General features: G+C 68.6%; 22 protein-coding genes and 1 pseudogene. 16 read left to right on the top strand and 7 right to left on the bottom strand.

Annotated features, from left to right (window positions below; translation table 11 throughout):
* Window positions 1–25 precede the first annotated feature (25 nt).
* Window positions 26–5,401, top strand: coding sequence for a chitinase N-terminal domain-containing protein (locus tag VIP82_RS12795; protein ID WP_331909148.1), 5,376 nt, complete (start codon window positions 26–28; stop codon window positions 5,399–5,401).
* Between the two features lie 209 nt (window positions 5,402–5,610).
* Here VIP82_RS12795 and VIP82_RS12790 read toward each other — a convergent pair whose 3' ends face one another.
* On the bottom strand, window positions 5,611–7,023 hold the full coding sequence (locus VIP82_RS12790; RefSeq protein WP_331909146.1) for an aminotransferase-like domain-containing protein: 1,413 nt from the start codon (window positions 7,021–7,023) through the stop codon (window positions 5,611–5,613).
* Between VIP82_RS12790 and VIP82_RS12785 the strand changes: the two are divergent.
* The 3 genes and pseudogenes from VIP82_RS12785 to VIP82_RS12775 all read left to right on the top strand — a co-directional run bounded on the left by VIP82_RS12785 (window position 7,022) and on the right by VIP82_RS12775 (window position 9,716).
* Window positions 7,022–7,964, top strand: a pseudogene (locus VIP82_RS12785) (EamA family transporter). The gene VIP82_RS12790 and the pseudogene VIP82_RS12785 overlap by 2 nt on opposite strands.
* Window positions 7,964–8,560, top strand: coding sequence for an FMN-binding negative transcriptional regulator (locus VIP82_RS12780; RefSeq protein ID WP_331909144.1), 597 nt, complete (start codon window positions 7,964–7,966; stop codon window positions 8,558–8,560). The pseudogene VIP82_RS12785 and the gene VIP82_RS12780 overlap by 1 nt, the downstream one beginning before the upstream one ends.
* Window positions 8,561–8,696: 136 nt before the next feature.
* Complete coding sequence (locus tag VIP82_RS12775; RefSeq protein ID WP_331909142.1) at window positions 8,697–9,716, top strand: zinc-dependent alcohol dehydrogenase family protein; 1,020 nt, start codon at window positions 8,697–8,699, stop codon at window positions 9,714–9,716.
* 57 nt (window positions 9,717–9,773) lie between these two features.
* On the opposite strand, the gene VIP82_RS12770 is transcribed toward VIP82_RS12775, so the two are convergent.
* Window positions 9,774–11,132: a D-alanyl-D-alanine carboxypeptidase family protein gene (locus VIP82_RS12770; protein WP_331909140.1), complete on the bottom strand. Its 1,359-nt coding sequence runs from the start codon at window positions 11,130–11,132 to the stop codon at window positions 9,774–9,776.
* 306 nt (window positions 11,133–11,438) lie between these two features.
* Between VIP82_RS12770 and VIP82_RS12765 the strand changes: the two genes are divergently transcribed.
* The 4 genes from VIP82_RS12765 to VIP82_RS23050 all read left to right on the top strand — a co-directional run bounded on the left by VIP82_RS12765 (window position 11,439) and on the right by VIP82_RS23050 (window position 15,279).
* On the top strand, window positions 11,439–12,458 hold the full coding sequence (locus VIP82_RS12765) for a carbohydrate ABC transporter permease (RefSeq protein ID WP_331909138.1): 1,020 nt from the start codon (window positions 11,439–11,441) through the stop codon (window positions 12,456–12,458).
* Window positions 12,458–13,408: a carbohydrate ABC transporter permease gene (locus VIP82_RS12760; RefSeq protein ID WP_331909136.1), complete on the top strand. Its 951-nt coding sequence runs from the start codon at window positions 12,458–12,460 to the stop codon at window positions 13,406–13,408. The genes VIP82_RS12765 and VIP82_RS12760 overlap by 1 nt, the downstream gene beginning before the upstream one ends.
* A gap of 73 nt (window positions 13,409–13,481) precedes the next feature.
* Complete coding sequence (locus tag VIP82_RS12755; RefSeq protein ID WP_331909134.1) at window positions 13,482–14,849, top strand: ABC transporter substrate-binding protein; 1,368 nt, start codon at window positions 13,482–13,484, stop codon at window positions 14,847–14,849.
* Between the two features lie 307 nt (window positions 14,850–15,156).
* Window positions 15,157–15,279, top strand: coding sequence for a hypothetical protein (locus tag VIP82_RS23050; protein WP_527250130.1), 123 nt, complete (start codon window positions 15,157–15,159; stop codon window positions 15,277–15,279).
* 40 nt (window positions 15,280–15,319) lie between these two features.
* Here VIP82_RS23050 and corA read toward each other — a convergent pair whose 3' ends face one another.
* Window positions 15,320–16,318 carry a magnesium/cobalt transporter CorA gene (gene corA / locus VIP82_RS12750; protein WP_331909132.1) on the bottom strand — a complete coding sequence of 333 codons (999 nt, stop codon included), beginning with the start codon at window positions 16,316–16,318 and terminating at the stop codon, window positions 15,320–15,322.
* A gap of 110 nt (window positions 16,319–16,428) precedes the next feature.
* Between corA and VIP82_RS12745 the strand changes: the two genes are divergently transcribed.
* From VIP82_RS12745 to VIP82_RS12735, 3 genes are all read left to right on the top strand, one after another.
* A complete protein-coding gene (locus VIP82_RS12745) occupies window positions 16,429–17,427 on the top strand; it encodes a squalene cyclase (RefSeq protein ID WP_331909130.1) in 999 nt (332 codons plus the stop codon).
* An 89-nt stretch (window positions 17,428–17,516) separates the two neighbouring features.
* Window positions 17,517–18,440, top strand: coding sequence for a S1C family serine protease (locus VIP82_RS12740; RefSeq protein WP_331909128.1), 924 nt, complete (start codon window positions 17,517–17,519; stop codon window positions 18,438–18,440).
* A 101-nt stretch (window positions 18,441–18,541) separates the two neighbouring features.
* Window positions 18,542–19,291 carry a nucleotidyltransferase domain-containing protein gene (locus VIP82_RS12735; RefSeq protein WP_331909126.1) on the top strand — a complete coding sequence of 250 codons (750 nt, stop codon included), beginning with the start codon at window positions 18,542–18,544 and terminating at the stop codon, window positions 19,289–19,291.
* 90 nt (window positions 19,292–19,381) lie between these two features.
* Here VIP82_RS12735 and VIP82_RS12730 read toward each other — a convergent pair whose 3' ends face one another.
* Window positions 19,382–20,125: a DUF4328 domain-containing protein gene (locus VIP82_RS12730; protein WP_331909124.1), complete on the bottom strand. Its 744-nt coding sequence runs from the start codon at window positions 20,123–20,125 to the stop codon at window positions 19,382–19,384.
* A gap of 750 nt (window positions 20,126–20,875) precedes the next feature.
* Here VIP82_RS12730 and VIP82_RS12725 point away from each other — a divergent pair.
* The 4 genes from VIP82_RS12725 to VIP82_RS12710 all read left to right on the top strand — a co-directional run bounded on the left by VIP82_RS12725 (window position 20,876) and on the right by VIP82_RS12710 (window position 23,043).
* Window positions 20,876–21,547 (top strand): Type 1 glutamine amidotransferase-like domain-containing protein, encoded by a 672-nt coding sequence (locus tag VIP82_RS12725; protein WP_331909122.1) that lies wholly within the window; start codon window positions 20,876–20,878, stop codon window positions 21,545–21,547.
* A 71-nt stretch (window positions 21,548–21,618) separates the two neighbouring features.
* Window positions 21,619–21,957 (top strand): ArsR/SmtB family transcription factor, encoded by a 339-nt coding sequence (locus VIP82_RS12720; RefSeq protein ID WP_331909120.1) that lies wholly within the window; start codon window positions 21,619–21,621, stop codon window positions 21,955–21,957.
* A complete protein-coding gene (locus VIP82_RS12715) occupies window positions 21,954–22,619 on the top strand; it encodes a cation diffusion facilitator family transporter (RefSeq protein ID WP_331909118.1) in 666 nt (221 codons plus the stop codon). The genes VIP82_RS12720 and VIP82_RS12715 overlap by 4 nt, the downstream gene beginning before the upstream one ends.
* Window positions 22,620–22,857: 238 nt before the next feature.
* Entirely contained in the window at window positions 22,858–23,043 is a 186-nt protein-coding gene (locus VIP82_RS12710; RefSeq protein WP_331909116.1) for a hypothetical protein, read from the top strand.
* A 95-nt stretch (window positions 23,044–23,138) separates the two neighbouring features.
* On the opposite strand, the gene VIP82_RS12705 is transcribed toward VIP82_RS12710, so the two are convergent.
* Together VIP82_RS12705 and VIP82_RS12700 are read right to left on the bottom strand one after the other, a co-directional pair.
* Window positions 23,139–23,648 (bottom strand): methyltransferase family protein, encoded by a 510-nt coding sequence (locus VIP82_RS12705; RefSeq protein ID WP_331909114.1) that lies wholly within the window; start codon window positions 23,646–23,648, stop codon window positions 23,139–23,141.
* Between the two features lie 88 nt (window positions 23,649–23,736).
* Entirely contained in the window at window positions 23,737–24,573 is an 837-nt protein-coding gene (locus VIP82_RS12700; RefSeq protein ID WP_331909112.1) for an alpha/beta fold hydrolase, read from the bottom strand.
* A gap of 131 nt (window positions 24,574–24,704) precedes the next feature.
* Between VIP82_RS12700 and VIP82_RS12695 the strand changes: the two genes are divergently transcribed.
* Window positions 24,705–25,082, top strand: a complete 378-nt coding sequence (locus VIP82_RS12695; RefSeq protein WP_331909110.1) for a PH domain-containing protein — start codon at window positions 24,705–24,707, stop codon at window positions 25,080–25,082.
* 96 nt (window positions 25,083–25,178) lie between these two features.
* On the opposite strand, the gene VIP82_RS12690 is transcribed toward VIP82_RS12695, so the two are convergent.
* Window positions 25,179–26,159: an aldo/keto reductase gene (locus VIP82_RS12690; RefSeq protein WP_331909108.1), complete on the bottom strand. Its 981-nt coding sequence runs from the start codon at window positions 26,157–26,159 to the stop codon at window positions 25,179–25,181.
* Between the last annotated feature and the right edge of the window lie 13 nt (window positions 26,160–26,172).

Genomic DNA, 26,172 nt, shown 5'->3' with positions numbered 1-26,172 from the left:
ACTGAGGATCGCGCTGGCGGCGGCCGTGACCGCCGCGGTCATCGTAGCCCCGCTCGCGGTGCCGACCATGGCGCAGGCGGCCGTGACCGACCCGGTCGTGGTGAACGTCACCGGCGCCGACGTCGCGGCGGCCGCGCTGAACAAGAACGGGCTCACCTTCAAGGGCTTCGGCGTGCTCTCGGCCAACTCGACCAGCGCGCTCCTCCTCGACTACAAGTCGCAGCATCCCGACAAGTACTGGGAGCTGATCGAGACGCTCTTCGGAGGCGACCACCCGATCATGACCACGGTCAAGATCGAGATGGGCAACGACCGCAACACCTCGACCGGCCCCAACGCGTCGACCATGCGCACGCGCGACGAGTATCCCAACGTGCACCGCGAGCCGGGCTTCCAGCTCGCGGCCGACGCGCAGCTCGTCGCCCACGGCGACGTGCACCTCAGCCTCCTGCGCTGGAACCGCCCGGCGTGGGTCGCCAACGACGCCGACCAGTACATCTGGTTCAAGAACACCGTGCTGGCCGCGTACCGCGAGTACGGGGTGATGGTCGACTCGATCAACCCCGACACGAACGAGACCAGCAGCCCGAACATCCAGCTGTACAAGAACTTCTCCGCCTGGGTCGCGGCCGACACCGCCGGATACGAGGGCGCCGGCGCGTCCGACCCCAACAACGGCTTCGCCTCGGACGAGGAGAAGAACCTCTACCACGCCATCCAGACCGTCGCCGCCGACACGGTCGGCACGCCGCCGGTGTCGTTCGGCAACGCGATGACCTCGGCCACCGACTCGTCGCTGCGCGACGCCGTCGACGTCGTCGGATTCCACTACTCCAGCGCCGATGACAGCGCCGGCAACATGAAGAAGATCGCCGAGCAGCTCGACAAGGAGGTCTGGAACTCGGAGGGCCAGTCGACGTTCTCGAGCTCGGCCGACCGCCCCAACAACAACGCCAGTGACGAGCAGGGCGGCGTCGGCACCCAGTTCGGCGGCACCAACAGCGCGCTCGAGATGGGAAACTGGGTCACCACCGGCTTCTCCGCCTCACGCCGGACGCTGAACATCTTCCAGCCCGCCATCGGCTCGTTCTACGACGGGTTCCAGTATTCGTCCAAGGAGCTCGTCAACGCCCGCGACCCGTGGTCGGGCTGGATGTACTACGACGGCGGTCTGGCCGTGATCGAGCAGTTCACCCAGTTCGCGAAGCTCGGGTGGGAGAACGTCGACAACACCGCCGGAATCTGGCGGGCCATCCCGCAGGCCTCGAAGAGCGAGCTCGGCACCGGCAATCCGCCGAGCGGAGCGCGTGCGGGCGGGGCGTCGTACACGACCCTCGCAGCCCCCGACGCGTCGGACTTCTCGACGGTCATCATCAACGACAGCAAATTCACGAAGACGTATCGCATCGTCGCGAACGGCCTCAGCCTCGGGTCCGATCAGACCGCCGAGCTCTGGGAGACCCGCGCCGCCGATGCGGGGCAGGCGTACGACGCGAACTACCTGAAGCCTGTCGGTGAGCTCACGCCCGCCGCCGACGGCGCCTACACCGTCACGGTCAAGCCGTGGTCGGCGCTCACCGTCACGACGCTGGACCACGCGACGGCGGGAGCGGGCGGCGCTCTCACCGCCAAGGACGGCTACGGCAGCTCGCTGCCCACGTCCGAGGAGTACACCGACGCCGACGGCGGACGCGACGTGCTCGACACCGACGCGAGCGGAAACGTCAACGGCGTGACCGACGACGAATTCATCTACGCCGACGACTTCGACTACAGCGAAGAGGGCACGATCGAGGGGTACGACCCGGCGACCGGCCAGCTGGTCGATTCGGGCCAGTCGTACCTCGACAGCCGCGGCGCCGAGGCCAAGCCCGCGGGAACGCCCGCGGTGCAGAGCGAGGACTACGGCGCGACGCCCCGCTACACGAACGACACGAACGGTGCGTTCGAGTCCGTCGCGACCACGGATGCCGCGCACGACCGGGTGCTTCGCCAGCAGGTGGGCCCGGGCATGGCGGGCGGAGCGTGGAACGCCGGTGACCCCAAGACCACGATCGGCGACGCGCGCTGGACGAACTACACCGTCTCGTCGGACGTGCTGTTCGAGGCGACCGGATCGCAGTACGCGACGATCGGCGCGCGCGAACAGGGCGGCACGGCCAACGGCCAAAGCGTCTCGGCCGCGGAGCTGAAGATCGACCCGACCGGCGGCTGGACCTTCATGCGCTTCGGCGCCACGTTGTCGACCGGCTCGGTCGCGAGCACACCGGCCGCCGGCTTCAAGACCGGCGCGGGCGTGTGGAACAACATCGCGGTCAAGGTCGCCGGTTCTGTCTACACGGCATACGTCAACGGCGTGCAGGTGGCGACCTACACGGATGCCGCACCGCAGGCCGCCGGCCGGATCCAGCTGGGCTCGAGCTTCAGCTTCGTGCAGTTCGACAACCTGAAGGTCGAGACCGTGCCCGGGTACACGCCGTACTACGCCACGATCATCGACGGCATGCACCAGACCAGCTGGGAAGACCGCTCCGTACCGGTGCTGACCTTCGATGCGAGCTGGAGCCACGTGAACGGCCAGGGCATGTTCGAGTGGCAGCGCACCGCCTCGAAGAGCACGGCCAAGGGCGCCGCGATGACGTACACGTTCACCGGCACCGGCCTCGACATCATCGGCACCAACGGCGGGGCGACGACACTCGATGTGAGCGTGGACGGTGTGCCGATCGCGGCTGCGGCGCCCACGTTCGCCGCGGGAAGCGAGCGGACGACGTTCATCCTCCGCGGGCTCGAGGATGCCGCGCACACCGTCGTCATCAAGACCGCGAACGACGCATCGATCAATGTCGACGCCGTGGGCGTGATCACGGCGACCGCCGACTCCGCCGCGGTGGACACCACGGCGCTCGCCGCCGCGATCGACACCGTGATGGGCCTGGACGAGAGCGAGTACAGCGCCGAGACGTGGGCCGTGTTCGCGGCGGTGCTCGCCGACGCGACCTCCGCCGTCGCCGATGCGGGGGCGTACGGTCTCGACGCCGAAGGCGCGGCGGCGCTCGCCGCACGGCTCACGGCCGCGGCCGACGGTCTGACGCCCAAGGACGTCAGTGCCGATGTGACCAGCCTCGGTGTGGTGTCGATCACGTCGACCGATCGCACGCTGCCGGCCGAGCTCACGCTCGCGGGTGTCGAGGCGAAGGTCACCTGGAGCCTCGGCTCCGTCGCCGCCGCGAAGACGACGGCCGAGCTCGGCACCTTCGCCGCGACGGGCCGTTCGACCGAGAAGCTGTCGTCGGGTGTGTACCAGCGCTTCAGCGCCACGGTCCTCGTCGTGCCGGCCGACCTCGAGTACTTCATCGACTCGGGCTCCTCGGGTGCGCCGGACGGATCGGTGTACGCCGCCGCTGTCGCATCCTTCCCCGACCTGCGCAACGACACGAGCGACCAGAAGTGGGACGGCACGACGGCCGGCGAGACGTGGGGCTACTCCACGTCCGCCACGACCCTGGCGGCCGGCACGCCGCAGGATTGGGGCTCGTCGTACGTCGGCGCCGACTTCAGCAAGCCCGTCACCTACCACCTCACGCTGCCCGCGGGCTCGTACAACATCGTGGGCGTGCAGGCGCCGCGCGCGGGCCTCACGACCAACGTCTACTCCAAGGTCAAGGTCGCCGGCACCGAGACCACGAAGACCGCGGTGTCGACGGGATCGGCCACGCCGGTGGCGCAGACGCTGACGATCGACGCCGACTCGGTGGTCGATCTCGAGTTCGGCACCACCGGCACGAGCGGTTACAACGCCCGCCTCGCGCTGGTCTACGTGCAGAGCCTGCCGCGCGATCTCGGGGTGCAGGGCGCTCTCGGGGTCGAGGACGATCTGCCCGAGACGGTCGACGTCGCGGGTACCGAACGGGCCGTGGAGTGGGATGCCGCGTCCGCCGCGCAGCCCCGCACCGAGTACGCCAAGCTCACCGTGACCGGTCGCCTGACCGATACCGATCAAGCGGTCGTGGCGGGCTTCGAGATCGTTCCTCCGGCGCTGGTGTACTACATCGACGCGGGTACGAGCGGTGCGGCCTCGCCGCAGTACACGGCGGTCGCCGACGCGGTGAGCCTGCGCAACGACAAGGTCGACCAGGTCTCGACGGCCGCCGACCAGTGGGGCTACGTCGCCGACGGCATGAAGACGAAGGGCACCACCGACATCAACGACAAGTACTCGACGGGTCTCTACCAGGACACGACGAAGCTCGTCTACCGGCTGCCGCTCGATGCGGGCACGTACACCCTCACCGGTGGGTTCACCGAGTGGTGGGGCGTGAACCGCTCGATGTACCAGACGGTGTCGGTCGGTGGCACGGAGCTCGCCAAGGGTAGCGTTCCGCTGTCGGGCTCGAACACGCCGATCGCGGCCCCGCTCACCTTCACGCTCACCGCGCCGGCCACGGTCGACTACCTGGTGACCAACGAGGGAGCCGGCAGTGAGAAGCCGGTCATCTCGTGGCTGGCCGTCGCCGACCAGACGCTCCCGGGGGCGCCGCAGAACGCGACAGCGGCTCTCGCGGGCGACACCTCGATCACCGTCTCGTGGGATGCCTCGGCCCTCACCGGGCCGGGATTCACCGGGTACCGCGTCTATGAGGCCGGTGGGACCGAAGCCGTATGCGAGACCAGCGCCACGAGCTGCACGGTGAAGGCGCTGGAGCTCGGCACGACGCACGCGTACGAGGTGGCCGGTGTGAACGTCCTCGGCGAGGGCGCGCGGTCGGTGGCCACGGCATCCGTCGCTCTTCCCGAGGTCGCGTCCGACGACGGCGCGAAGACGGCTCCGGCCAAGGGCGTGCTCTCGTCGAACGACGGCTGGGACACCGGCCTCAAGGACGGCACATTCCAGGTCACGATGAACCTGTGGTGGGGTGAGAACGGCTCGCTGTTCAAGCTCTACCGCGACGGTGAGCTCGTCGCCAAGGTGCCGCTCACGATGATGACGCCGGGCGCGCAGCGCGCGGTCGTCGACATCGCCGACCTTCCGAACGGCACCTACGTCTTCACCGGCGAGCTGCTGAACTCGAAGGGCACGACCGCGACCCAGCCGCTCACGGTGAAGGTCACCGACGCGGCACCGGCGAAGCCGGTCCTCTCGGCCGACAATAAGGACGGCGACGGCAAGTACGTCGTCACGGCGGACCTGTGGTGGGGCACGAACGCCACCTCGTACCGGTTCCTCGAGAACGGCGCCGAGGTCGCCTCGGGCCCGCTGACAGCGGCCTCGCCAGACGCCCAGCGCGCGACGCTCCCGATCACGGGCAAGGCGAAGGGCACGTACACCTACACCGTCGAGTTCATCAACGCGGCGGGGACGACGGTGAGCGCACCGCTCAAGGTGACCGTGTCGAAGTAGCGGCTCGCGGACGGATGCCGCTCTCCGGTCGTTGAGCGAGCGAAGCGAGACGAAACGCGCTCGAGCCCTGCGGGAGGCTCGGCGCGTTTCGTCTCGCTCGTTCCTCGCTCGCTCAACGACCGGGGGATGCTGCATGTCGGTCGTTGAGCGAGGCGACGGAGACGTGCATATCGCTCGTTCCTCGCTCGCTCAACGACCGGGTGACGGCGTCAATCGCCGATGCTGTCGAGCACCTCGCCGAAGATGCGCGCGGCCTCCGGGAAGCGAGCCGGGGCTTCGCTCGAATAGTTGAGGCGCACGTAGGGACCTGAGGGCTCCGCAGGGAACCACTCGTCGCCGGGCGCGATGATGAGCCCGCGCGCCTCGCACTCGCGGACGACCCGCGCGGCGTCCACCCCGTCGGGCAGGCGCGCCCACAGGTTGAGGCCGCCGGCGGGGACGGAGTCGATGTGGGCGGTGGGCGCGTGCTCGCGCAGGCCGTCGAGCAGGAGGTCGCGGCGGCTGCGCAGCTGCGGGCGCAGCGCCCGCAGGTGACTGCGCCACGACGGCTGGGTCACCACATCGAGCGCTGCCGCCTGCAGCAGCCCGCTGACGTACATGGACTCGGCGGCGCGGTCGGTGAGGATGCGCTCGCGTGCCGGTCCGCGGGCGATCACGGCCGCCACCCGCAGTGCGGGCGAGACGCTCTTGGTGAGGGAGCGCACGTAGATCACGTGCCCGTCGTCGTCGTGCGCCGCGATCGGACGCGGATCGGCGTCGATCGCGAGATCGTGCGCCCAATCGTCCTCGATGAGGAACGCCCCGCGCCGGCGGCAGACCTCGAGCACGGCGTCGGAGGTCGAGGTCGGCCACTGCCCGCCCGTCGGGTTGGCGAACGTGGGCTGGGCGTAGAACGCACGCGCACCGCTGCGCTCCAGCGCGCGATCGACCTCGTCGGGGTCAGGGCCGAACGCCCCGGAGGGGACGGGCACCAGGGTGACGCCGGCCTGCTCGGCGGCCAGCATCGCGCCCCAGTACGTGGGCGATTCGATGACGAGCGGCTGTCCCGGACCCACCACGGCGCGGAAGATCGACGACAGCCCGCTCTGACTGCCCGAGATGATGAGCACGTCCCGGGCAGTGGGGGGCGTGACGCCCGCAGGGGCGGCGCCGGAGAGCTCCTGGGCGAACCACTCCTGAAGCTCCGGCATCCCGGCGACGGGCGAGCGGGCGATGGCCGCATGGGTGCGTGCCGCGCGGGCGATCGCGGCACGTACCGCGCGCTCCGGAAGCAGATCGGATGCCGGATACCCGGAGTGCAGCCCGATGGCGTCGGGTGCCACCGATCGCTGCGTCGAGGAGAGCATCGATACGCGCGCCGGGGGAGCGCCGAGGGCTGCGGTCTGCCAGCCGTAGTCCGCGGGACGTGCGGTCCGCACCGCGCGCACGAACGTCCCCACCCCCGGGCGGCTCTCCACCAGACCGGCGCCGATGAGGTGGCGCATGGCCTTCTGCACGGTGACGGGGCTCGCACCGTACCGCGCGACCAGCGCGCGGTTCGAGGGCAGCTGGGCTCCCGGCGGCGCCGCGGCGATCCAGGCGCGCAGCTCAGCGGTCATCCGCGCAGTGCTATCCTGACTCATGACAGAACAGAGTAGCGCTACTCTCCACGAGCCAACAGTGCTACCCCGGCTCAATGGTCTGGGATGGGGACTGCTCGGCATCGTGGCCTTCTCGTTCACCCTTCCGTTCACGCGCGCCGCGGTCGGTGGGCTGTCGCCGCTGTTCATCGGATCGGGTCGCGCCGTGGTCGCCGCAGCCCTCGCCGTGCTCGCCCTCTCGATCGCCCGCCGACGGCGTCCGAGCACCGTCCCCGCGCCGACGGCCAGGCAGTGGGCCCGGCTGGCGGTCGTCGCCGCGGGCGTCGTCGTCGGGTTCCCGCTGCTGACGTCGTTCGCGCTCACGTCGGCGCCGGCCAGCCATGCGGGTCGTCGTCATCGGCATCCTTCCCGCAGCGACGGCGGTGATGGCGGTGCTGCGCGGCAAGGAGCGCCCGGCCAGGTCGTTCTGGGTGTTCGCGAGCCTCGGTGCGGTGGCGGCCATGACCTTCGCATCGCTGCAGAACGGAGGGCTCGGAGAACTGGACGAAGCCGACCTGCTGCTGTTCCTCGCGGTGCTGCTGTGCGCCATGGGCTACGCGGAGGGCGGTCTGCTCGCCCGCGAGCTCGGCGCCTGGCAGACCGTGTCGTGGGCACTCCTGCTGGCCGCGCCGCTGATGATCGTCGCGACGATCGTGGCCGTCGTGCAGCAGCCGCCCGCGGCGACAGCGGTCGAGTGGGCGGCGTTCGCCTATCTCGCGGTCGTCAGCATGTTCCTGGGATTCTTCGCCTGGTACCGCGGTCTTGCGATCGGTCCGATCGCCCACGTCAGTCAGGTCCAGCTCGTCCAGCCCGTGCTCGGCCTCCTGTGGTCGGCCGTCCTCCTGCACGAGCGGATCGGCCTGCTCACCGTGCTTGGAGGACTCGCCGTCATCGCCTGCGCGGGCCTCGCCGTCCGCACCCGACTCACCCGAAAGGACACCTGATGCGTCATACGCCCCGATACCTCATGACCGACCCCGAGCAGGTGAAGGCGCTCATCCGCCATCACCCGTGGGCCACGTTCGTCTCGCACACGCCCGACGGGCTGGTGGCCTCGCACTATCCGGTGCTCCTCGACGAGCAAGCCGACGACATCGTCGTCCTCAGCCACTTCGGGCGTCCCGACGACGAGCTCCATGAGCTCGGGCAGCACGAGATGCTCGTCATCATCCAAGGGCCGCACGACTATGTGTCGTCGAGCTGGTACGCGCCAGGGGATCTCGTTCCGACGTGGAACCACGTGACCGCCCACCTCTACGGCACGCCGGAGATCCTCTCCGACGAGGCGAACTACGCCATGCTCGCGCAGCTCACCGACCACTTCGAGCAGGGACATCCCCACGGTCGCAGCCTCGCCGAGGACGAGTCGGGCACCCGCCGCATCGCGAAGGGGACCGTCGGGCTGCGCCTGCGCGTCACACGGTTCGACGCCCGCGCCAAGCTGAGCCAGAACAAGCCCGCAGAGGTGCGCGACGGCATCGCCTCCCACCTCGACGCGCACAACGCCCCGCTCGCGGAGGCGATGCGGGCCGTGGGCTGACATGGATCGCCGCATCCTCGCGGTCGTGTGAGGCAGCAGCGCGAAGGGGGGTTCTGCCGGTACCGGTCAGAGCCGGACCTGGCTGAGGCTGTGCCGACGGAGTTCACTGGATGCGACCCACACGAAGGAGAACCACATGCGCGCCGTCGTCATGTACGCACCCGGGGACATCCGCGTCGAGGACCGGGAGGACCCGACCATCGTCGAGCCCACCGACGCGATCATCCGCCTCGCAGCCACCTGCATCTGCGGGTCGGACCTGTGGCCGTACCGGGGTGACGACGACGTCGATCACACCCCGATGGGGCACGAGTATGTCGGGGTCGTCACCGAGATCGGCGACGACGTCAAGACCCTGCGGGTCGGCGACTTCGTCGTCGGATCGTTCTTCGCCTCCGACAACACCTGCGAGATCTGCCAGGCCGGGTATCAGTCGCGCTGCATCCATGCGTACCCGATGGGTGCCCTCGGCACGCAGTCCGAGTACGCGCGCGTGCCGTTCGCCGACGGCACGCTCGTCGCGACGCCCGGCATGCCCGACGACGACCTCGTCCCGTCGCTGCTCGCGGCATCCGACGTCCTCGGCACCGGATGGTTCGCCGCTGTCGCCGCGGAGGCCGGTCCCGGAAAGACCGTCGCCGTCGTCGGCGACGGCGCCGTCGGACTGCTCGGCATCCTCGCCGCCCGGCAGCTCGGAGCCGAGCGCATCATTGCGATGAGCCGTCACGCCGACCGCCAGGCGCTGGCCCGCGAGTTCGGCGCCACCGACATCGTCGAGGAGCGCGGCGACGCGGGAGTCGCGAGGATCAAGGAGCTCACCGGCGGGTACGGCGCCCACAGCGTCATCGAGGCCGTCGGCACGCAGGAGTCGATGATGCAGGCTATCCGCGCGACACGAGCGGGCGGTCACATCGGCTACGTCGGCGTCTCGCACGACGTGTCGCTCGACGGCCTCGAGCTGTTCTTCTCAGGCGTGCACCTGCACGGCGGGCCGGCGCCGGTGCGCCGCTTCCTGCCCGAGCTCATCCAGCTGATCTGGGACCGCCGGATCGACCCGGGCAAGGTCTTCGATCTGACGCTGCCGATCGAGGACGCGGCCGAAGGCTATCGGGCGATGGACGAGCGTCGCGCGACGAAAGTGCTCCTGACGGTGTGAGCCCGCGCTGCCGGCCGTCGCGAACGGCCGGCAGCGTCCCGCGTGCGGGCGGAGCCCCTAGCCGCCGAGTTCGGAGGGGTGGGTCAGGCGCCACCACTCGGTCGGCGGGCTGATGCTTCCGTCGATCTCGAGCGGGACGGTCGTCGTGTTCGGACCCGCTGTCCACGTGATGCTTCCGACGACTTCGCCGTCCTCGTACGTCTTCGGGGTCGTGGTCTGCATCGTCGCCGTGATCGGGGTATCCGACCAGGTGAAGATCGATGCGTCGTCGGCCACGATCATCCGCGCGGTCGAACCCCACGGCGTCGAGTAGGACCCGACTTCCCGGCCCCGCGAGACCAGGGGCACGTCCTGAAAGCCCGCCCTGATGCTGTCGAGCGTGCGGATCACATCGCCGTTGACCGACTGGCGGGTCGCTCCGCCCATGGCGACGCCGACGACGATGAGCGGCTCTGCCGCGCCCACATCGAGCGTCGCGGAGTACAGCAGGTTGTAGCTGTCGTCGCCCAGGTTGCCGGTCTTCAGCCCGGTGATCCCGTTGACTCCGAGAAGGGTGTTCGTGTTCGACATCCCGCCGGGACCGGGCAGTGACAGTGAAGGCATCGCGGCGATGCTCGCGATCGTCGGATGGGCGATGGCGAGCTTGCCGATCGTGAGGAGGTCGGCGGGCGTGCTGGTGTTGCGGGAGCTGATGCCGGTCGGTTCGACGATGGTGGTGCCGGCGAGGCCGTGGGCGGAGAGCCACCTCCGCGCCGCGTCGACGAACGCGCCTTGGGAGCCGAACGCCCAGGTCGACACGGCCTCGGCGTAGTTGCTGGCCGACGGGATCAGCATGGTGGCGAGTGCGTCGCGCAACGACATCGTGCTGCCTGTGGGCATGCGGGCGATCGTCGCACCCATCACGTAGTACTTGTCGTAAAGGTCGTGATCGGTCTTGTCGAACGTGATCGTCGGCCCGGGGTCGCTCTCGTCGGCCAGGGGCTTCGCCTCCAGGATCACCATCGCGGTGATCAGTTTCGTGATGCTGGCCATGGAGCGCGCCTCTCCGGTGCCGGAGGTGGCCCAGATCCCGCTCGCGGTCGGACCGAGGTAGGCGTCGCCTCCCGAGATGCTGATGGCCGCCGCGCCCTGCGACGGAAAGGCGAGAGTGGCGGCAGCAGGTGCCGCCACCACGGGCGTGCCCGACACCACGGCATCGGGGGCGGCGAGCGGAGCAGTCAACGCCCAGCCGACGTAGGCTCCCGACCCCCCGAGCAGGAGGGCGAGCACGACGGCCGTGATGATCCAGCCGCGGCGGCGACGCGCCCGTCGCACTCTCGGGTCGATCCCGTAGCGGCCACCGGGGAACTCCTCTTCGCGCCGCATGAGATCGGCGAACTCGGACAGCTCATCGGGCGTCTGCTGGTCGGTCGTCATCGCATGACCACCGGGATGGGGCCGGTGCGCACGGCCGGCGAGATCATCGGATGCGAGTCGCCGAGACCATACATGAGGCCACACTCTCATGCGCGATGCGATGACGCATCGTTGGATGCCGGACTGTGGATAAGGTCCGTCCTGATGTCGCGCAGCCCCGGTCAGAAGCACACGAGACGGCTCTCGCGCAAGCCCCATGATCGGCGCGACACGGCGTGCCTAGCATCGCCGCATGACCGCCCCTGACACCGGGTGCCGGGCTCCTGGTGTGCCCGGCGCGGAGACCCCGTTGAGCGAGGATTCGCGATGAGCATCACGACCCCGCAGAACGATGCCGTCGTCGAGGCGCTCAAGGATGCGTCCGATGAGAGGGACGGCCGCGGTCGCGCCGGCCGCGCCCGCCGCAGGGAGCGCGGCCGCAAGGTCAAGACGCACTACAACAAGCGCGAGGCCCTGGCCGGCTACCTGTTCATCTCGCCCTGGATCATCGGCTTCCTCGTGTTCACGGCGGGCGCGATGGTCTACAGCCTGTACATCTCGTTCAGCAATTACAACCTCGCCACCAACACCGCGAAGCCGGTGGGCTTCGCCAACTACGCCAACCTCTTCGAGGACCCCCGCGTCGGGGTCTCCCTCGCGAACACGCTCTTCTACGTCGTGATGGCGGTGCCGCTCGAGATCATCTTCGCCCTCACTCTCGCCATGCTCCTCAACCGCGCCGCACGCGCGGCCGGCTTCTGGCGCACGCTCTACTATCTGCCGAAGATGACGCCCGCCGTGGCCACGGCCGCCGTCTTCTTCCTGATGCTCAACGGCAACTCCGGAGCGATCAACCAGTTCCTGCGGATCTTCGGCATCGAAGGTCCCCAGTGGCTGGTCGACCCGGCGTGGGTGAAGCCGAGCATCGTCATCATGACGCTGTGGACGGTCGCCGGCACCATGGTGATCTTCCTCGCGGCCCTCAAGAACGTGCCCATCGAGCTGTACGAGGTCGCCTCCCTCGACGGTGCCGGAGCGGTCCGCAAGTTCTTCTCCATCACGCTGCCGATGATTTCCGGCGCGATGTTCTTCAACGTCATCGTGCTCTCGATCGCGGCGTTCCAGGTGTTCGACCAGGCCTTCCTGCTGTTCTGGCGAGATCAGAGCAACGCCTCGCCCGAGGCATCCCTCTTCTATGCGATCTATCTGTTCCAGCAGGCGTTCCGCCAGTTCAACTTCGGCTTCGCCGCCGCCATGGCCTGGTTGCTGTTCGTGATCATCATGATCATCACCGTCATCCAGGTGAAGTTCGGAAACCGTTTCGTCTACTACGAGGGAGACCGCTGATGTCGGCGTCGCTGCAGACCCCGGGCGTCGCCCGAGCCGTGCCCGAGGCGGCGACCGTCGCGGTCACCGTCCCGAAGCGCTCGCGCTGGCGCCGCCATTTCGCGCGGCCCAAGACCCTCGTCGGCCGCATCGTCCTGACGATCGTCCTCGTCGGCTTCGGGCTGCTGTTCCTCTACCCGTTCGTGTGGCTGATCTCGGCGAGCCTGAAGCCGCGCGGCGAGGTGTTCGACAACGCGCTGATCCCCAAGACGTGGATGCCCGAGAACTACGTCGAAGTGTGGAACCAGCTCCCCCTGCTGAGCTGGATGTGGAACAGCGTCGCCATCGCGGTACTTGCTGCCGGGACCGTGGCGATCTCGAGCTCGATCGTCGCGTTCGGGTTCGCGTACTTCAAGTTCCCGGGCCGCGGCATGCTGTTCGGCCTGGTCCTCGCGACGATGATGCTGCCGGGCGCCGTCACCATGATCCCGATCTACCTCATCTGGAAGGAGACGGGCTTCCTCGGGACGTGGGTGCCGCTGTGGGGTATGAACCTCTTCGGCTCGGCCTTCTACATCTTCCTTCAGCGCCAGTTCTACCTAGGTCTTCCCAAGGAGTTGTTCGAGGCGGCGCGGTTGGACGGCGCGAGCTACTGGGGTCTGTTCTGGCGCATCGCGATGCCGCTGTCGATCCCGTCGTTCATCATCGTGTTCCTCTTCGAGTTCCAGGCGAGCTGGAACAACCTGCAGGCCGCCCTGATCTACCTCAACGCCGGCACGGTAGACGAGTTCACCGCGCCGCTGGGAATCGCGTATGCCATGACGAAGTACAGCCCGACCGCCGGCGGCCAGGGCGACTACCAGTACGTCATGGTGGCGTCGTTCCTCGTCACCCTGCCGATGCTGATCATCTTCGCCTTCGGACAGCGCTACTTCATCGAGGGCGTCGCGACGCAGGGCCGGAAGGGATGAGACGGATGCCGCACCGCGGCTGACATCGACCCCACAACGTACACATCACAACACCCGATCGAAAGGGAAACAGATGCGCAAGCGCATGATCGGAATCGCCGCACTCGCGGCATCCGCTGTCCTCCTCGCCGGCTGCGGAGGCGGCGGCAACGGCGGCGGCGGTACGGGCGGTGACGTCGACTTCGATGCCGAACCGACCGGGTCGCTCACGGCATGGGGCTTCGAGAACGCCGACGACGTCGGCCAGTCGCGGGTGGACTACGCGGACGAGCAGCTGAGCGACGTCGACGTCGAGCTCGACGCGACCGCCTTCGACGCCCAGAAGTTCACCACTCGCATCGCGAGCGGCGACGTGCCCGACGTCGTGCAGATGGACCGGCGCTACGTGACGCAGTACGCGGCGCAGGACCTGATCATCCCGCTGGACGCCTGCTTCGAAGCGCACGACGTCACGCCCGACGACTACTGGTACCCGTTCGTCGTGGACGACATCCGCTACGACGACGAGGTCTGGGCGGTGCCGCAGTTCTACCAGCCCCCGGCGATCATCCTGAACAAGCGGGTGATGGACCAGGCGGGCGTCACCACCGAAGAGATGGACACCTCCAACCCGGACGCGCTCCTCGGCGCGATCGGCAAGATGTACCAGGAGTCCGGCGGGGTGCCGACGCGCCTCGGCTTCGACCCGGTCTCGACCGGTCAAGGCCCGCTGTGGATCCTCGGCATGGGTGGTCAACTCATCGACGACAAGGGCGCGCCCACGCTCGATGACCCGAGCAACATCGCCGGCATCGACATGCTCAAGCAGATCAACGACGCGCAGGGCGGCTACGCCTCGGTGAAGAGCTTCACCGACTCGTTCGACACCTTCGGCGAGGAGAACCAGTTCGTCAAGGACCAGGTCGGGGCGCAGGTCAACGCCCAGTGGTACCCGAACGTGCTGTCGCCGTACGTCGACCAGATCCAGATCGAGGCAGTGCCGTTCAAGGACAGCGAGGGCAACCCCTTCTCCGTCGCGGGCGGCACGGCCTTCGTCATCCCGGTCGGTGCAGAGAACCCCGCCGCAGCCTGCGCGTGGATGATCAACCTGACCGGCGAGGACGCGTGGAACGCGGCCGGTGAGGCCCGCGCTGCGACGCGCGAGGAGGACGGCGGCATCAACACCGGCCTGTTCACCGGCTCGCCGGGTCCGGACCAGTCGATCCGCGAGCAGTACGTCGTCGAGAGCGGCAACGCCGGGTTCGACCAGACCATCTCGACGTACTACGACGTGCTGGACTACGGTCAGTCGTTCGGCTCCTCGCCCGCCGGGCAGGACATCCAGAACGAGCTGAACAACGCCATCACCGCGGCCATGCTCGGCGACAAGACGCCGGAAGAGGCGCTCGCCGACGCGCAGGCCGCGGCCATGCGGGCGTACGAGAACGCGACCGCGGGCTGACCCGCGGGAGCCCGCAGTCCTGGGGGGAACGGGGGCGGGTCGACTTCGGTCGGCCCGCCCCCGTCACTTGCCCCGCAGCGCCGGACGGATGACGGCGAGCGCAGCTGCGCAACATCTCGGACCAACCTCCGTCAGGTGTTCCGGGTGCTCGAACTGCCGGAGTCCACGGCCGCATCGCCGAGCACGAAGGGCATCGCCAAGCAGGCCGAGTCGCTCATCGCACGCTCCGCGCCGGCGCTGCGCGACCAGGTGACGCTGTCGGCGGCGCTCGGCAACGAGCACTACGAGATCTCGGGCGTACCAGTCGCTGATCCTCGCCACCCGTGCGCAGGGGGCAACCGACGCCGTCACCCTGCTGACCGACAACCTCCAGCAGGAGACGCATACGAGCGAGGAGCTCGCCAAGAAGCTCGAGGAGCTCGTCGGCTGATGGGCGCGCGTGGCCGTCGGTCGACGGCCGCGCGGCGCCGTCAGAGCCAGTGCCGCTTGCGGAAGACCCAGTACAGGGTGAGGCTCGTCGCGGCCATGAGGGCGAGTGCCATCGGGTAGCCCAGCGGCCATTCCAGTTCGGGCATGTAGACGAAGTTCATGCCGTAGATCGTGCCGACGAGCGTCGGACCGAAGAGGATCGCGGCCCAGCCCGAGATCTTCTTCACCTGCTCGTTCTGCAGCAGCGCGGTGTCGGTCTGGCGCTGGGTGACGATCGTGGCGTTGACGGTGAGTGCGTTGTCGAGGATCGAGCGGAACGCCGCGGCCTTGTCGATGATCCGCAGCGCGTGGTCGTGCACGTCGCGCAGCGACCGCTGCAGCTCGAGGTCGACCTCGTACTTCGGCGCCCCGCGCTGGAGGGCCTCGAGCATGTCGGCGAGCGGCGCGACCGCGCGCTGCAGCGTGATCACCTCGCGCGACAGGTCGTAGATGCGCTTGGAGAGCGTGACCCCGCCGTTCTCGAACAGGGCGTCCTCGATCTCGTCGATGTCGTTCTCGACGCCCTCGATCACCGGCGTGTACTCGTCGACCACCTCGTCGAGGATCGCGTAGAGCACGGCCTCGGGCCCGAGGGCCAGCAGCTGCGGGTCGCGCTCCATGCGGTGGCGCACCCGGCTGAGGTCGGGCGACTCGGCGTGGCGGATCGTCACGATGAAGTCCGGGCCGACGAACACGTGCAGCTCGCCGAACTCGACCGTCTCGGTCTCGTCGATGTACCGCGCGGGGCGCAGCACGATGAAGAGGATGTCGCCGTACCGCTCGAGCTTGGACCGCTGGTGGCCCGTCAGGGCGTCCTCGACGGCGAGCGAGTGCAGCGAGAACTCGTCGGCGACCTGCGCGATCTCTTCGGCGGTGGGGCGGAACAGCCCGATCCAGGCCATTCCGTGCTGGGCGCGCGTGTACTCGAACGTCTCGGCCAGGCTCGTCGGATTCTTGATCCGCTGTCCGGCGACGTACACGCCGTTGTCGACGATGGGCATCGGGCAATCCTCCCTCGCCGGCGGGCGGCCCGGCAACGATCCTCACAGTATCCAGACGAGCGGATGTCGTGGCCCTGTGCCACGTCGGCGGTCCTGGGTACTCTGCCCTCATGTCCACGCCGCGACCTGTGCTCGACTGGCTGCTCGACTCCGACCCCGCGCTGCGCTGTCAGGTCGAGAGGGATCTCGCCGACGCTCCGCCCGGGGTCTGGGAAGCCACACGCGCACGCGTCGCGACGGAGGGCTTCGGCGCCCGGCTCCTCGCCGAGCAGGACGCCGACGGTCAGTGGGCCGGGGGCGCCTTCTTCCCCGCCGACTTCTTCGGGAGCGCCGAGGCGGAGGCACCGGGTCAGCCCTGGGTCGCCACGACGTGGGTGCTGAAAGACCTGCGGGAGTGGGGCGTGGATGCCGCCGTGCTCGAGGGGACCGCTGAGAAGCTCGCGGCGAACAGCCGCTGGGAGTACGAGGACCTGCCGTACTGGGGCGGCGAGGTCGACGTCTGCATCAACTCTTACACGCTCGCCAGCGGCGCCTGGCTCGGCGCCGACGTGTCGCGGCTCGTCGAGTGGTTCCCCGAGCATCGCCTGGCCGACGGCGGCTGGAACTGCGAGGCCGAGGAGGGCGACTCCGTCCGCTCGTCGTTCCACTCCACGCTGAACGCCGCGCGCGGCATGCTCGCGTACGAGCGGATCACCGGCGACACGCGCATTCGCGAGGCCCGCCACGGCGGCGAGGAGTATCTGCTCTCTCGGCGGCTCATGTTCCGCGCGAGCACGGGCGAGGTCGTCGGCGACTTCGTCACCCGCTTCGTCTACCCCAACCGGCACCGGTACAGCGCGCTCGCCGCCCTCGACCACTTCCGCGACGTCGCGCTGTTCGAAGGCACGGCGCCAGACCCGCGGCTCGCCGAGGCGATCGAGGTCGTCAGAGCGGCCCGGCAGCCCGACGGCACGTGGTTGCAGACGACGCCGCTCCCGGGGCGGACCTGGTTCGATGTCGACGCGGGCGAGGGGGAGCCTTCGCGCTGGCTGACGCTGATGGGCACCCGCGTGCTCGACTGGTGGGATGCGTCGGCGGGCTCGTCGCAGGGGGCCGGTTCCGAGGATTGACGCGCTCCGTCCCGCGGCCCGATGGTGGCCCGGCTTCCGCCGTGCGCGAACTCGCGCCGTGTGGACCGTGAGAGGTCGACACTGGTCGCATGGACGACAGGGAGGCGCTCGACGCGTACTCATCGACGGTGATGCGCGTCGCGCAGACCGTGCTGCCCTCGGTCGCCGCGGTGAGCGTGCGCACTCGTCAGGGGATGGGCGCGGGCAGCGCCTCGGTCATCACGGAGGGGGGACACCTCCTCACCAGCGCCCACGTCGTCGAGGGGGCGGTCGGCGTCGAGCTGGCCTTCCCCGACGGCACGGTGGCGGCGGCATCCGTCATCGGTGCCGACCCGCTGTCGGATCTGGCCGTGCTGCACGCCGACGGACCGACGCCACCGCCCGTGCGGATGGGGGATGCCGCGGCGCTCGGAGTCGGGCAGCTCGTGGTCGCGCTGGGCAACCCGCGCGGCTTGTCGGGGAGTGTGACGGCCGGCATCGTCTCGGCGCTCGGACGATCGCTTCCGACACGCTCGGGGCGGGTGATCGACGAGGTCATCCAGACCGATGCCGCGCTCAACCCCGGCAACAGCGGCGGCGTGCTGGCCGACAGCGCCGGGCGGATGGTCGGCGTGAACACCGCAGTTGCCGGCATCGGCCTGGGGCTCGCCGTGCCCATCAACGCCACGACGCGCGAGATCATCGACGCCCTGCGCACGACCGGCCGAGTACGGCGGGCCTGGCTGGGCATCGCCGGCGCGACGGTGCCCCTCGGTCCCGACGTGGCCGTCAAGGCCGGGGCGAGGGTCGGGATGCAGGTGGTCTCGGTCGTGCCGAACAGCCCGGCCGCCGCAGCCGGCGCCCGCGCCGGCGACATCGTGCTGTCACTGGACGGCGTCGCGATCGCCGACCCCACCGCGCTGCAGCGACGGATGGTGGCGGGAGCCATCGGGCGGCGGATGGAGATGACCGTCTGGCGCAACGGCGCCCTCGTCGACGTGGTCGTCGAGCCCGAGGAGCTCCGCGTCGGCTGAGCCGCGGCGACGGACGGCCGGTCGACCGACCGGGACCCGGCACCCACACGGCCGGGACCGGGCACCCACACGGCCGGGCTTGCTTGTGCGAGGTTGGTGGCATGTTCTCCGCTACTGAGCGAACCGCGATCCGTGCAGAACTGATCACGCTCGCCACGGAAGACCCGCGGATAGCCGGTGCGGCGCTGGCGGGTTCGGCAGCTCGGGGCACGGAGGACGCGTGGTCCGACATCGACCTGCTTCTGCAGCTGGACTCCGCAGCGGACGAGCCGACGGTGGTGGACGACTGGTCCGACACGATCGACACGAGATTCGGGGTTGCCGACACGCTCGACGTGTTCGCCGTCGGTGTTCGGTACCGGGTGTTCCTGCTGCGCAGTTCGCTTCAGATCGATGTGTCGTTCTGGCCACCCGATCAGTTCCGTGCCACCGAGCCGGCGTTCCACCTGCTGTTCGGCACTCCGAACACCCCGACGAACCCCATCCCGCTGAACACCGATACGGCGATCGGGCTGGGATGGCTGTACGCCCTCCACGCACGGTCCGCGATCGCGCGCGGGAAGTTGTGGCAGGCCGACATGATGATCGACGAGCTGAGGAACCGCGTCATCGACTTGAAGTGCTCCAAGGTCGGGCTGAACTCGTGGCACGGTCGCGAGGTGGACGCCCTTCCTCGCCCCGAGCTCGAGCAACTCGAGGCGACGCGCGTCGCGAACCTCACGACGGAGGACCTCGAAGCGGCCCTCATGCTGCTGACCGACCATCTCCTGGACGAGGTCGCGCACATCGACGTGAGCCGTGCCGCTCGCCTCGAACCCGCATTCGTGGAACTCCGCCGACCAGCGCGCTGACCGACCGGTTTGCTGCCGACGAGAGTGATCCGACGGCGATCGCGCTGGATCGGTCTGTGGCCTCGTCAAGAACGGCGTACAGCCGGACGATCAGTAGGTCAGCGCCACGTGAACAGCGGAGCGCCGAACGATGCCTTCCGTGATGCCGCGAACGATCAGCCATGCCAATGGTGCGGCGGCCAGCAGAAGAACCTCCCCTGCGATACTCACGGACATCGCGACCCGGAACTGGTCGAGGTCTTGGGCGCTGGTGTAGATGCGGCTCGAGATCTGGATCAGAACGTTGCTGACGAGCCAGCACAGCCACCAGAGGATCTGCCACGCAGGTCGGGAACGTCCGACCGCTCGCCAGAGATCCGAGATGTTCTGGTACGGAAACCAGACGCAGATGACGGGCACGAACCAGGAGCCGACGTGCCAGCCGGGCGAGCGCCGTGTGTGGCCGGGGAGATGCTTGGCAGCTCGGTATTGCCAGAGGACCCAGAGCACGCCGGTCGCGAGAAGGGCGACAACCGACAGGATCGTGACCACGAAGGTGATCTGGTCGTAGCTGTTGAGCAGGTCGATGGCCGCGGCGTGGCCGTTGAGGTAGCCCGTGACCGCGCTGATCCCGAACGTCTCGACTCCGATGGTGATCACCGACATCAAGCCGCACACGGCCAGGAGCACTTGGGTTGCCGTCGCCAGCTTGGTTATGGCGTTGGTCGTCGTGGGCTGCTGGCTGGGCTGGGAGCCCGGCGGTGTCCACCGTGCGCCGTCCCACCACCACGTTGCCGGTGATCCGTCTGGCGCTGGGTACCAGCCGGCGGGAGATGACGTGGGGGTGGTGCTCATCGACAGGCCTCCTAGGGAGCGAATGTCATCGACGCGCCATGACCTGCACACCTTCATTCGCTGGATCGAGTGCTCACTCTAGCGATCCGGGGCGGTCCGTCATCACCATCTGTTCAGACCCTGTGGCCAACGCGCGAAGGGCGCGGACGCCAGGCTTCGGAGGCTGCGGTGCCACCGGTTACGCCACTGAATCCAGGGCAGCGAGGACGGGAGCCCGCCGACCACGCCTAGGCGCCGGCAGGCCGACGTCTTGCGGGCGACGGGGGGAGCGGTTGGACCCGGCGACAGCCGCGTGCGGATCGAAATCAGACTAGGCGTAGGCACCCATCAGCCGCTGCGAAGACCCACCAGCGCCTCACTCGCGCATTGCTTGCGGCGGCGCTGGGGCGGCCGGCTGTACCCGGATTCCCTCATCGTGGCCGCGGAGCGGTCGATCTTCCGGAAACTCGCAATGACCCGTGCTTGGATTCCGTGTCAGTGAGAGGTGACCAAGACGTCTTGCCGGGGAGTACCGGAGACTAAGTCCTTCGCCGACGTGCGACGCGAGTTCGGCCCCGCTCGTGTCAGCGACGCCGACTCTGACGCGGAGTAACGGCGAGCCCACACACCGACCGGCTCGCGGGCGCGCACGATCGCCCCGAGTCTGTGTCTGTCGCGGCGATTAGGCTGGCCGGACCCGATCGACGGAAGTCATCGCGTCGAGAAACGATCGAGACGGGCACGTTGAGTCCAGGCCGCGCGGAAGGGATCATGAAGCTTCTTCTCACGTCAGCGGGCGTCACAAATCCGACCATCCGTCGCGCGCTCGAAGACCTACTCGGGAAGCCGATCGGCGAGTCCAGCGCACTGTGCATACCCACCGCCCAGTACGGCCACCCCTGGCTGGGGCCCGGCGTCAAGGCATGGGAGTTCATCAGCGGAAGATCCGAGAATCCCATGGTTGATCTGGGCTGGAAATCCGTCGGAGTGCTGGAGCTCACCGCGCTGCCGAGCATCGATGAGGAGCGCTGGAAACCGCTCGTTCTCGCGGCCGACGTGATGCTGGCGGCGGGCGGCGATGCGCTCTACCTCAACCATTGGCTGCGAGAGTCGCGACTGGCCGACATGTTCCCGTCGCTGGCGGAGACGGTGTGGGTGGGCATGAGCGCGGGAAGCATGGTGATGACACCGCAGATCGGCCGGGAGTTCGTGGGCTGGAAGCCGCCGACCGGCGATGACAGCGCGCTCGGGATCGTCGACTTCTCGATCTGTCCCCACCTAGCGCCCGACGGGGCACCCGGCAACTCCTTCGCCGCCGCGGAGAAATGGGCTGCCGGCATCCGCCATCCGTCCTACGCCATCGACGACCAGACGGCCCTCAGGGTCACCGATGGCGGGGTGGATGTCATCACAGAAGGTCGGTGGGAGTACTTCCCCAAGTAGAGCCGGTCGAGGTGTCTGATTGGCGACGCTTCAGGTCTCACTTAATTCAGGATTCGCTGTATCGTTGGCGCATGCCCACTCCCACCGCCACGGTCACCCACACCGCAGCGCTTGCCCGGCTGGGGCATGCGCTCTCCGATCCGACCCGGGTGGGCATCCTCCTGGCGCTTCGAGACGCCCCGGCATACCCGTCGGACCTGGCCGATGCGCTCGGGGTTTCACGGCAGGTGATGTCCAACCAGCTCGCCTGCCTGCGTGGTTGCGGTCTCGTCGAGGCCTCCCCGGATGGTAGGCGCAGCGAGTACCGGCTGACTGACCCGCACCTGGCGCCGGCGCTGAACGAGTTGCTCCAGGTGGTCCTGGTCATCGAACCGGCCTGCTGCGGCGGGGACGGCTGCACCTGCGCATGAGCACCACTGCGCTGAGCGCTGAGCGTCGGCACCTGCTGCAGCGACGGGTGCGCTGGATCGTCTCGGCCACGATCGCCTACAACGTCATCGAAGCGATCGTCGCGATCGCCGCCGGCATCCTCGCGTCCTCTGGCGCGCTGATCGCCTTCGGGCTCGACTCGACGATCGAGGTGCTGTCCGCGGCGGCCGTGGCCTGGCAGTTCACCCGGCGGGATCCGGAGCGCTGGGAGAAGCCCACCCTCCGTGTCATAGCGGTCGCGTTCTTCGCCCTCGCGGCCTACGTCATCGCGACGTCGCTACTGGCGCTGCTCGGCAGGGTAGAAGCGGAGCACAGCACGCTCGGCATCATCATCACGGCGCTCAGCGTCGTCATCATGCCGTTCCTGTCTCTCGCTGAACGTCGCACCGGCCGCGAGCTCGGCTCTGCCACCGCGGTCGCCGACTCCAAGCAGACGCTGATCTGCACGTACCTGTCCGCCGCCGTCCTGATCGGGCTCCTGCTGAACAGTCTCTTCGGCTGGTGGTGGACCGACGCGATCGCCGGACTCGTCATCGCCGGCTTCGCCATTCGTGAGGGCATCGAGGCCTGGCGCGGCGACGCCTGCGCCACATCCGTCGGCATGATCCTCGAGGACGACCATTCTGACCACGACCACGGCTGAGTGACAGGCCGGGGGCGCGACGAGGAAGCCCGCCGTCCGCGCGGTCGATCAGAGAGCGGGCGTAGCATCACTCGTTCTGGGTGTGCCGGCGTGCTCTCCTCGACGTCGCGAGAGCGAGTCGATGAGCGGAGCCGTGCCCGCGTCGGACCATGCAGAGACACAGAGCCGCAAGCGTCGGCATTCCGGCCGTCCGGCCCTCCGGCGTACGCTACCTTTGCGGCCGACGGAAGGATTCCCCGTGTCCACTTACGACGAACACGCCGCTCCGCATCACGTTCCTGCCCCCGGCGAATCGAGCATCCCTGAACTCGAGGTCGACGAGACCGTCGCCCCGCGGCCAGAGGAGGAACTCGCAGACCTCATGCGCGCGCAACCTGACGTCGAAGACCACACGCGCCCGGATTCAAGCGGAGGCGTCGGCTAGGAATCTGACGACCACGTCACGGACCAGGTCGGTTCGCGCCGGTCACGATCGGCGGCTCATGTGCGACCAGGGTCGACACTCCGTGCGGGTACGCCTCACGTTCGCCATGGCGTAAGCCGCGGCCACCAGCCCGGGACGTTGCGCCGATACTCGAGATATTGCTCGCCGTAGGTGCGGGTGAGGGTCGGCTCCTCGTAGCCCTTCACGAACGCGACGACCGCGGTGAGGGCGATGCCCGCGTAGAGGACGAGCCACCAGCTGCCGAATAGCAGCGCCTGCCCCAGGATGATCGCAAGCACCGCGAGGTACATCGGATTGCGCACGAAGCGATACACACCCGTGACGACGAGCGTCTGGGTCGGAGCGACCGGTGCGGGTGCTCCGCGGTTCACGGCGAACAAGGCGAAGGCGTACAGGAGGAACGCCGCACCGAGGGCGATCAGGATCCACGCGATGGGCAGGACGATCCACGTCGCGCCGCCCCAGTCGTGCCACCGCCAGCCCGTGATGAGCCAAGGGATGAGCCCCGCGACGATGCCCGGCGCGAGGAAGAGGAACACGATCGTTCCGATCCATGCGCGGGCGAGCGAGGCTGAGTGGGCCACGCGCGACAGGTTAGTCCCGCTGAGTCGGCCGAGTGAAGGACGAGCACGCGTCAGCCGCTGCGGGCGGCGGGCCCGCAATCGGGGCACTCTATGCGGAGGCGTCGTCCAGAAATCCGAGGACCACGTCACGGACCAGGTCGGTTCGCGCCAGCCCGAAGAAATGGGTCGTGCCGGGAAACACCGCGAGCTGGGATGCCGGGACACCGACGAAATCGCCATTCACGTCGCCGCCGCGAAGGCGCAGAAACTCAACCGCATGGTCGAGAGAGACCATGTCGGCGTCACCCACGGTGATGAGCGTCGGCGCCGCGATCGCGCGGATCTCGGCATCCGTGCGATCAGGAAACCCGCCCTCGTACGTTGCGCCGAGCTTGTCGAGAAGCCCTTGCAGATGGTGCAGGTCGGGGTGTGGCGACTTCGCGAGATAGGCGGCTTCCATCGGCGTGCCGGCGATCATGTCGACGCTCATCGCGCCGACCGCCTCCGCATTCTCAGACCCGCGCATGCCCGATGCGGCGAACGACGTCGACGAGACGATGACCCGCCTGACCCGTTCGGGATGATCAATCGCGAGGTCGAGGGCGACGGCACCGCCGACGCTGAAACCGAAGATGTCAGCGCGCCCGACGCCGAGGTGGTCGAGCACGCCCAGCACGTCGCCGGCGAACGCCGCCGCAGAGAACGGCCGGTCGATGTCGTTCGTGCGCCCGTGCCCCTGGAAGTCCACCGCGACAACTCTCCGCCCGACCGCGAGGTCGGGGATGAGCGCACCGAACTGCTGCTCGATGTCGAACAACCCGCCGTGCAGCAGCACCAGCGGTGTGCGGTCGGCGGCATCGCCATGGACTTCGTAGTACATGCGAAGCTGACCGAGTTCGACATAGCCGGTCTCGGGTGCGAGAACGGAGGATGTGGGATCCGCCATGCAAGTACCGTCGCAGAGACCGGCCGGCACATCAACCTCCCGCGCGCCCGCGGGGAGCTGATTGGGCCCCGCCCGGCGTCCCGACAACGGCCCCCTGGACTCCGACACGTCGTGAAGGTCACAATCCTGCTATGCGTGACCAGGTGCTCATATCGAAGATCGCAAATGCGCTCATCGAGGATGCGCAATCGCACATTTCGAGCCTCGCGCCGGTTCTGTCCGCCTTTCGCGCCGTGTGGGGAGGCCTCTGGGTCGGCGGGCGGGTGACGCTCACCTCGGAGACCGTCTCCTTCGCGGCGAACACGATGAACCGCATCGCGCAGTCCGGAACGCTGGATGTCTCCGTGCCGCTGAAGCAGGTGACAGATGTGGAAGTCCTGCCTGGCTTGTTCACCAATATCGTGGCGATAAGCACCCCGGATCGGGTCTTGAAGGTGCGTTGCTATTGGGCACGGAAGTTCGCCGACGCGGTCATCGCTGCTCGTGATGCTGTCAGCGGTGCGCGGTAAGCCCGGCTGTCGAAACGATACGCATACGAAGTCGACCAGCGGGGAGTCGATCAGGCGGACGTGCGGGCTCTTCTCGCTCGAGAAGGCGCGATTCGGTCACTGGTCGATGGAGACCATGTTGGCTTCGTCGTGTCGTTCACCGGCCGCGGGTTCGAGCGCGGTCAGGCGATCGGCCTGGTCCGCCGTGAGTTCGACCGTGTCGGCGGCGGTGTTCTCCTCCACGCGCGTCACCCGGCGGGTACCCGGGATGGGGGCGATGTCGTCGCCGCGGGTGAGGATCCACGCCAGCGCCGTCTGCGCGGGGGTCGCGCCGAGCTCGGCGCCGATGGCGCGAACCTCGTCGACGAGGCGAAGGTTGCGGGTGAAGTTCTCGCCCACGAACCGCGGGTTGGTCTTGCGCCAGTCATCGTCGGGGATGTCGGCCGCGGATCGGATCTGCCCGGTCAACAGGCCGTGCCCAAGGGGCGAGTAGGGGACGAAGCCGATGCCGAGCTCGCGGAGCACGGGCAGGATCTCCGCCTCCACGTCCCGCGTCCACAGCGAGTATTCGGTCTGCAGGGCCGCAACCGGCTGCACGGCATGTGCCCGGCGAATCGTCTGGGCGGATGCCTCCGAGAGGCCGAAGTGGAGCACCTTGCCTTCGGTGATCAGGTCAGCGACCGCGCCTGCGGTCTCCTCGATGGGCGTGTTCGGGTCGACGCGGTGCTGGTAGTACAGGTCGATGTGGTCGGTACCGAGACGGCGCAGCGAGCCCTCTACGGCCGCTTTCACGTTCGCAGGCGCGCTGTCGATCACACCCGGTCCGCCGCCGGAGTGGGAGACGAGCCCGAACTTGGTGGCGATCTTCACCTGATCGCGGCGGCCACGGATGGCTTGGCCCACGATCTCCTCGCTGAGGTAGGGGCCATAGATCTCGGCGGTGTCGATGTGCGTAACACCCAGCTCCAAGGCGCGGTGGATGGTGCGGATGGACTCATCGTTGTCGAGACCACCACCGGTCGTGTACGTGCCGGCCATGGTCATCGCGCCCAGGCCGATGCGGGAGAGTTCGAGGCTCCCGAGGTGTGCGTTTTTCATAGGTGTTCTCCGT

Origin of the sequence: Microbacterium sp. (genome assembly GCF_036566905.1) — a bacterium.
Classification (GTDB): domain Bacteria; phylum Actinomycetota; class Actinomycetes; order Actinomycetales; family Microbacteriaceae; genus Microbacterium.
This window is presented reverse-complemented; position numbering and strand designations above follow the sequence as displayed.

Coding starts and splice junctions, on each gene's coding strand:
- VIP82_RS12695 (WP_331909110.1), top strand. CDS start 24,705: ATGCGTGACCAGGTGCTCATATCGAAGATCGCAAATGCGCTCATCGAG.
- VIP82_RS12730 (WP_331909124.1), bottom strand. CDS start 20,125: ATGAGCACCACCCCCACGTCATCTCCCGCCGGCTGGTACCCAGCGCCA.
- VIP82_RS12775 (WP_331909142.1), top strand. CDS start 8,697: ATGCGCGCCGTCGTCATGTACGCACCCGGGGACATCCGCGTCGAGGAC.
- VIP82_RS12780 (WP_331909144.1), top strand. CDS start 7,964: ATGCGTCATACGCCCCGATACCTCATGACCGACCCCGAGCAGGTGAAG.
- VIP82_RS12755 (WP_331909134.1), top strand. CDS start 13,482: ATGCGCAAGCGCATGATCGGAATCGCCGCACTCGCGGCATCCGCTGTC.
- VIP82_RS12720 (WP_331909120.1), top strand. CDS start 21,619: ATGCCCACTCCCACCGCCACGGTCACCCACACCGCAGCGCTTGCCCGG.
- VIP82_RS12765 (WP_331909138.1), top strand. CDS start 11,439: ATGAGCATCACGACCCCGCAGAACGATGCCGTCGTCGAGGCGCTCAAG.
- VIP82_RS12745 (WP_331909130.1), top strand. CDS start 16,429: ATGTCCACGCCGCGACCTGTGCTCGACTGGCTGCTCGACTCCGACCCC.
- VIP82_RS12735 (WP_331909126.1), top strand. CDS start 18,542: ATGTTCTCCGCTACTGAGCGAACCGCGATCCGTGCAGAACTGATCACG.
- VIP82_RS12740 (WP_331909128.1), top strand. CDS start 17,517: ATGGACGACAGGGAGGCGCTCGACGCGTACTCATCGACGGTGATGCGC.
- VIP82_RS12790 (WP_331909146.1), bottom strand. CDS start 7,023: ATGAGTCAGGATAGCACTGCGCGGATGACCGCTGAGCTGCGCGCCTGG.
- VIP82_RS12715 (WP_331909118.1), top strand. CDS start 21,954: ATGAGCACCACTGCGCTGAGCGCTGAGCGTCGGCACCTGCTGCAGCGA.
- VIP82_RS12770 (WP_331909140.1), bottom strand. CDS start 11,132: ATGACGACCGACCAGCAGACGCCCGATGAGCTGTCCGAGTTCGCCGAT.
- VIP82_RS12700 (WP_331909112.1), bottom strand. CDS start 24,573: ATGGCGGATCCCACATCCTCCGTTCTCGCACCCGAGACCGGCTATGTC.
- corA (WP_331909132.1), bottom strand. CDS start 16,318: ATGCCCATCGTCGACAACGGCGTGTACGTCGCCGGACAGCGGATCAAG.
- VIP82_RS12690 (WP_331909108.1), bottom strand. CDS start 26,159: ATGAAAAACGCACACCTCGGGAGCCTCGAACTCTCCCGCATCGGCCTG.
- VIP82_RS12725 (WP_331909122.1), top strand. CDS start 20,876: ATGAAGCTTCTTCTCACGTCAGCGGGCGTCACAAATCCGACCATCCGT.
- VIP82_RS12760 (WP_331909136.1), top strand. CDS start 12,458: ATGTCGGCGTCGCTGCAGACCCCGGGCGTCGCCCGAGCCGTGCCCGAG.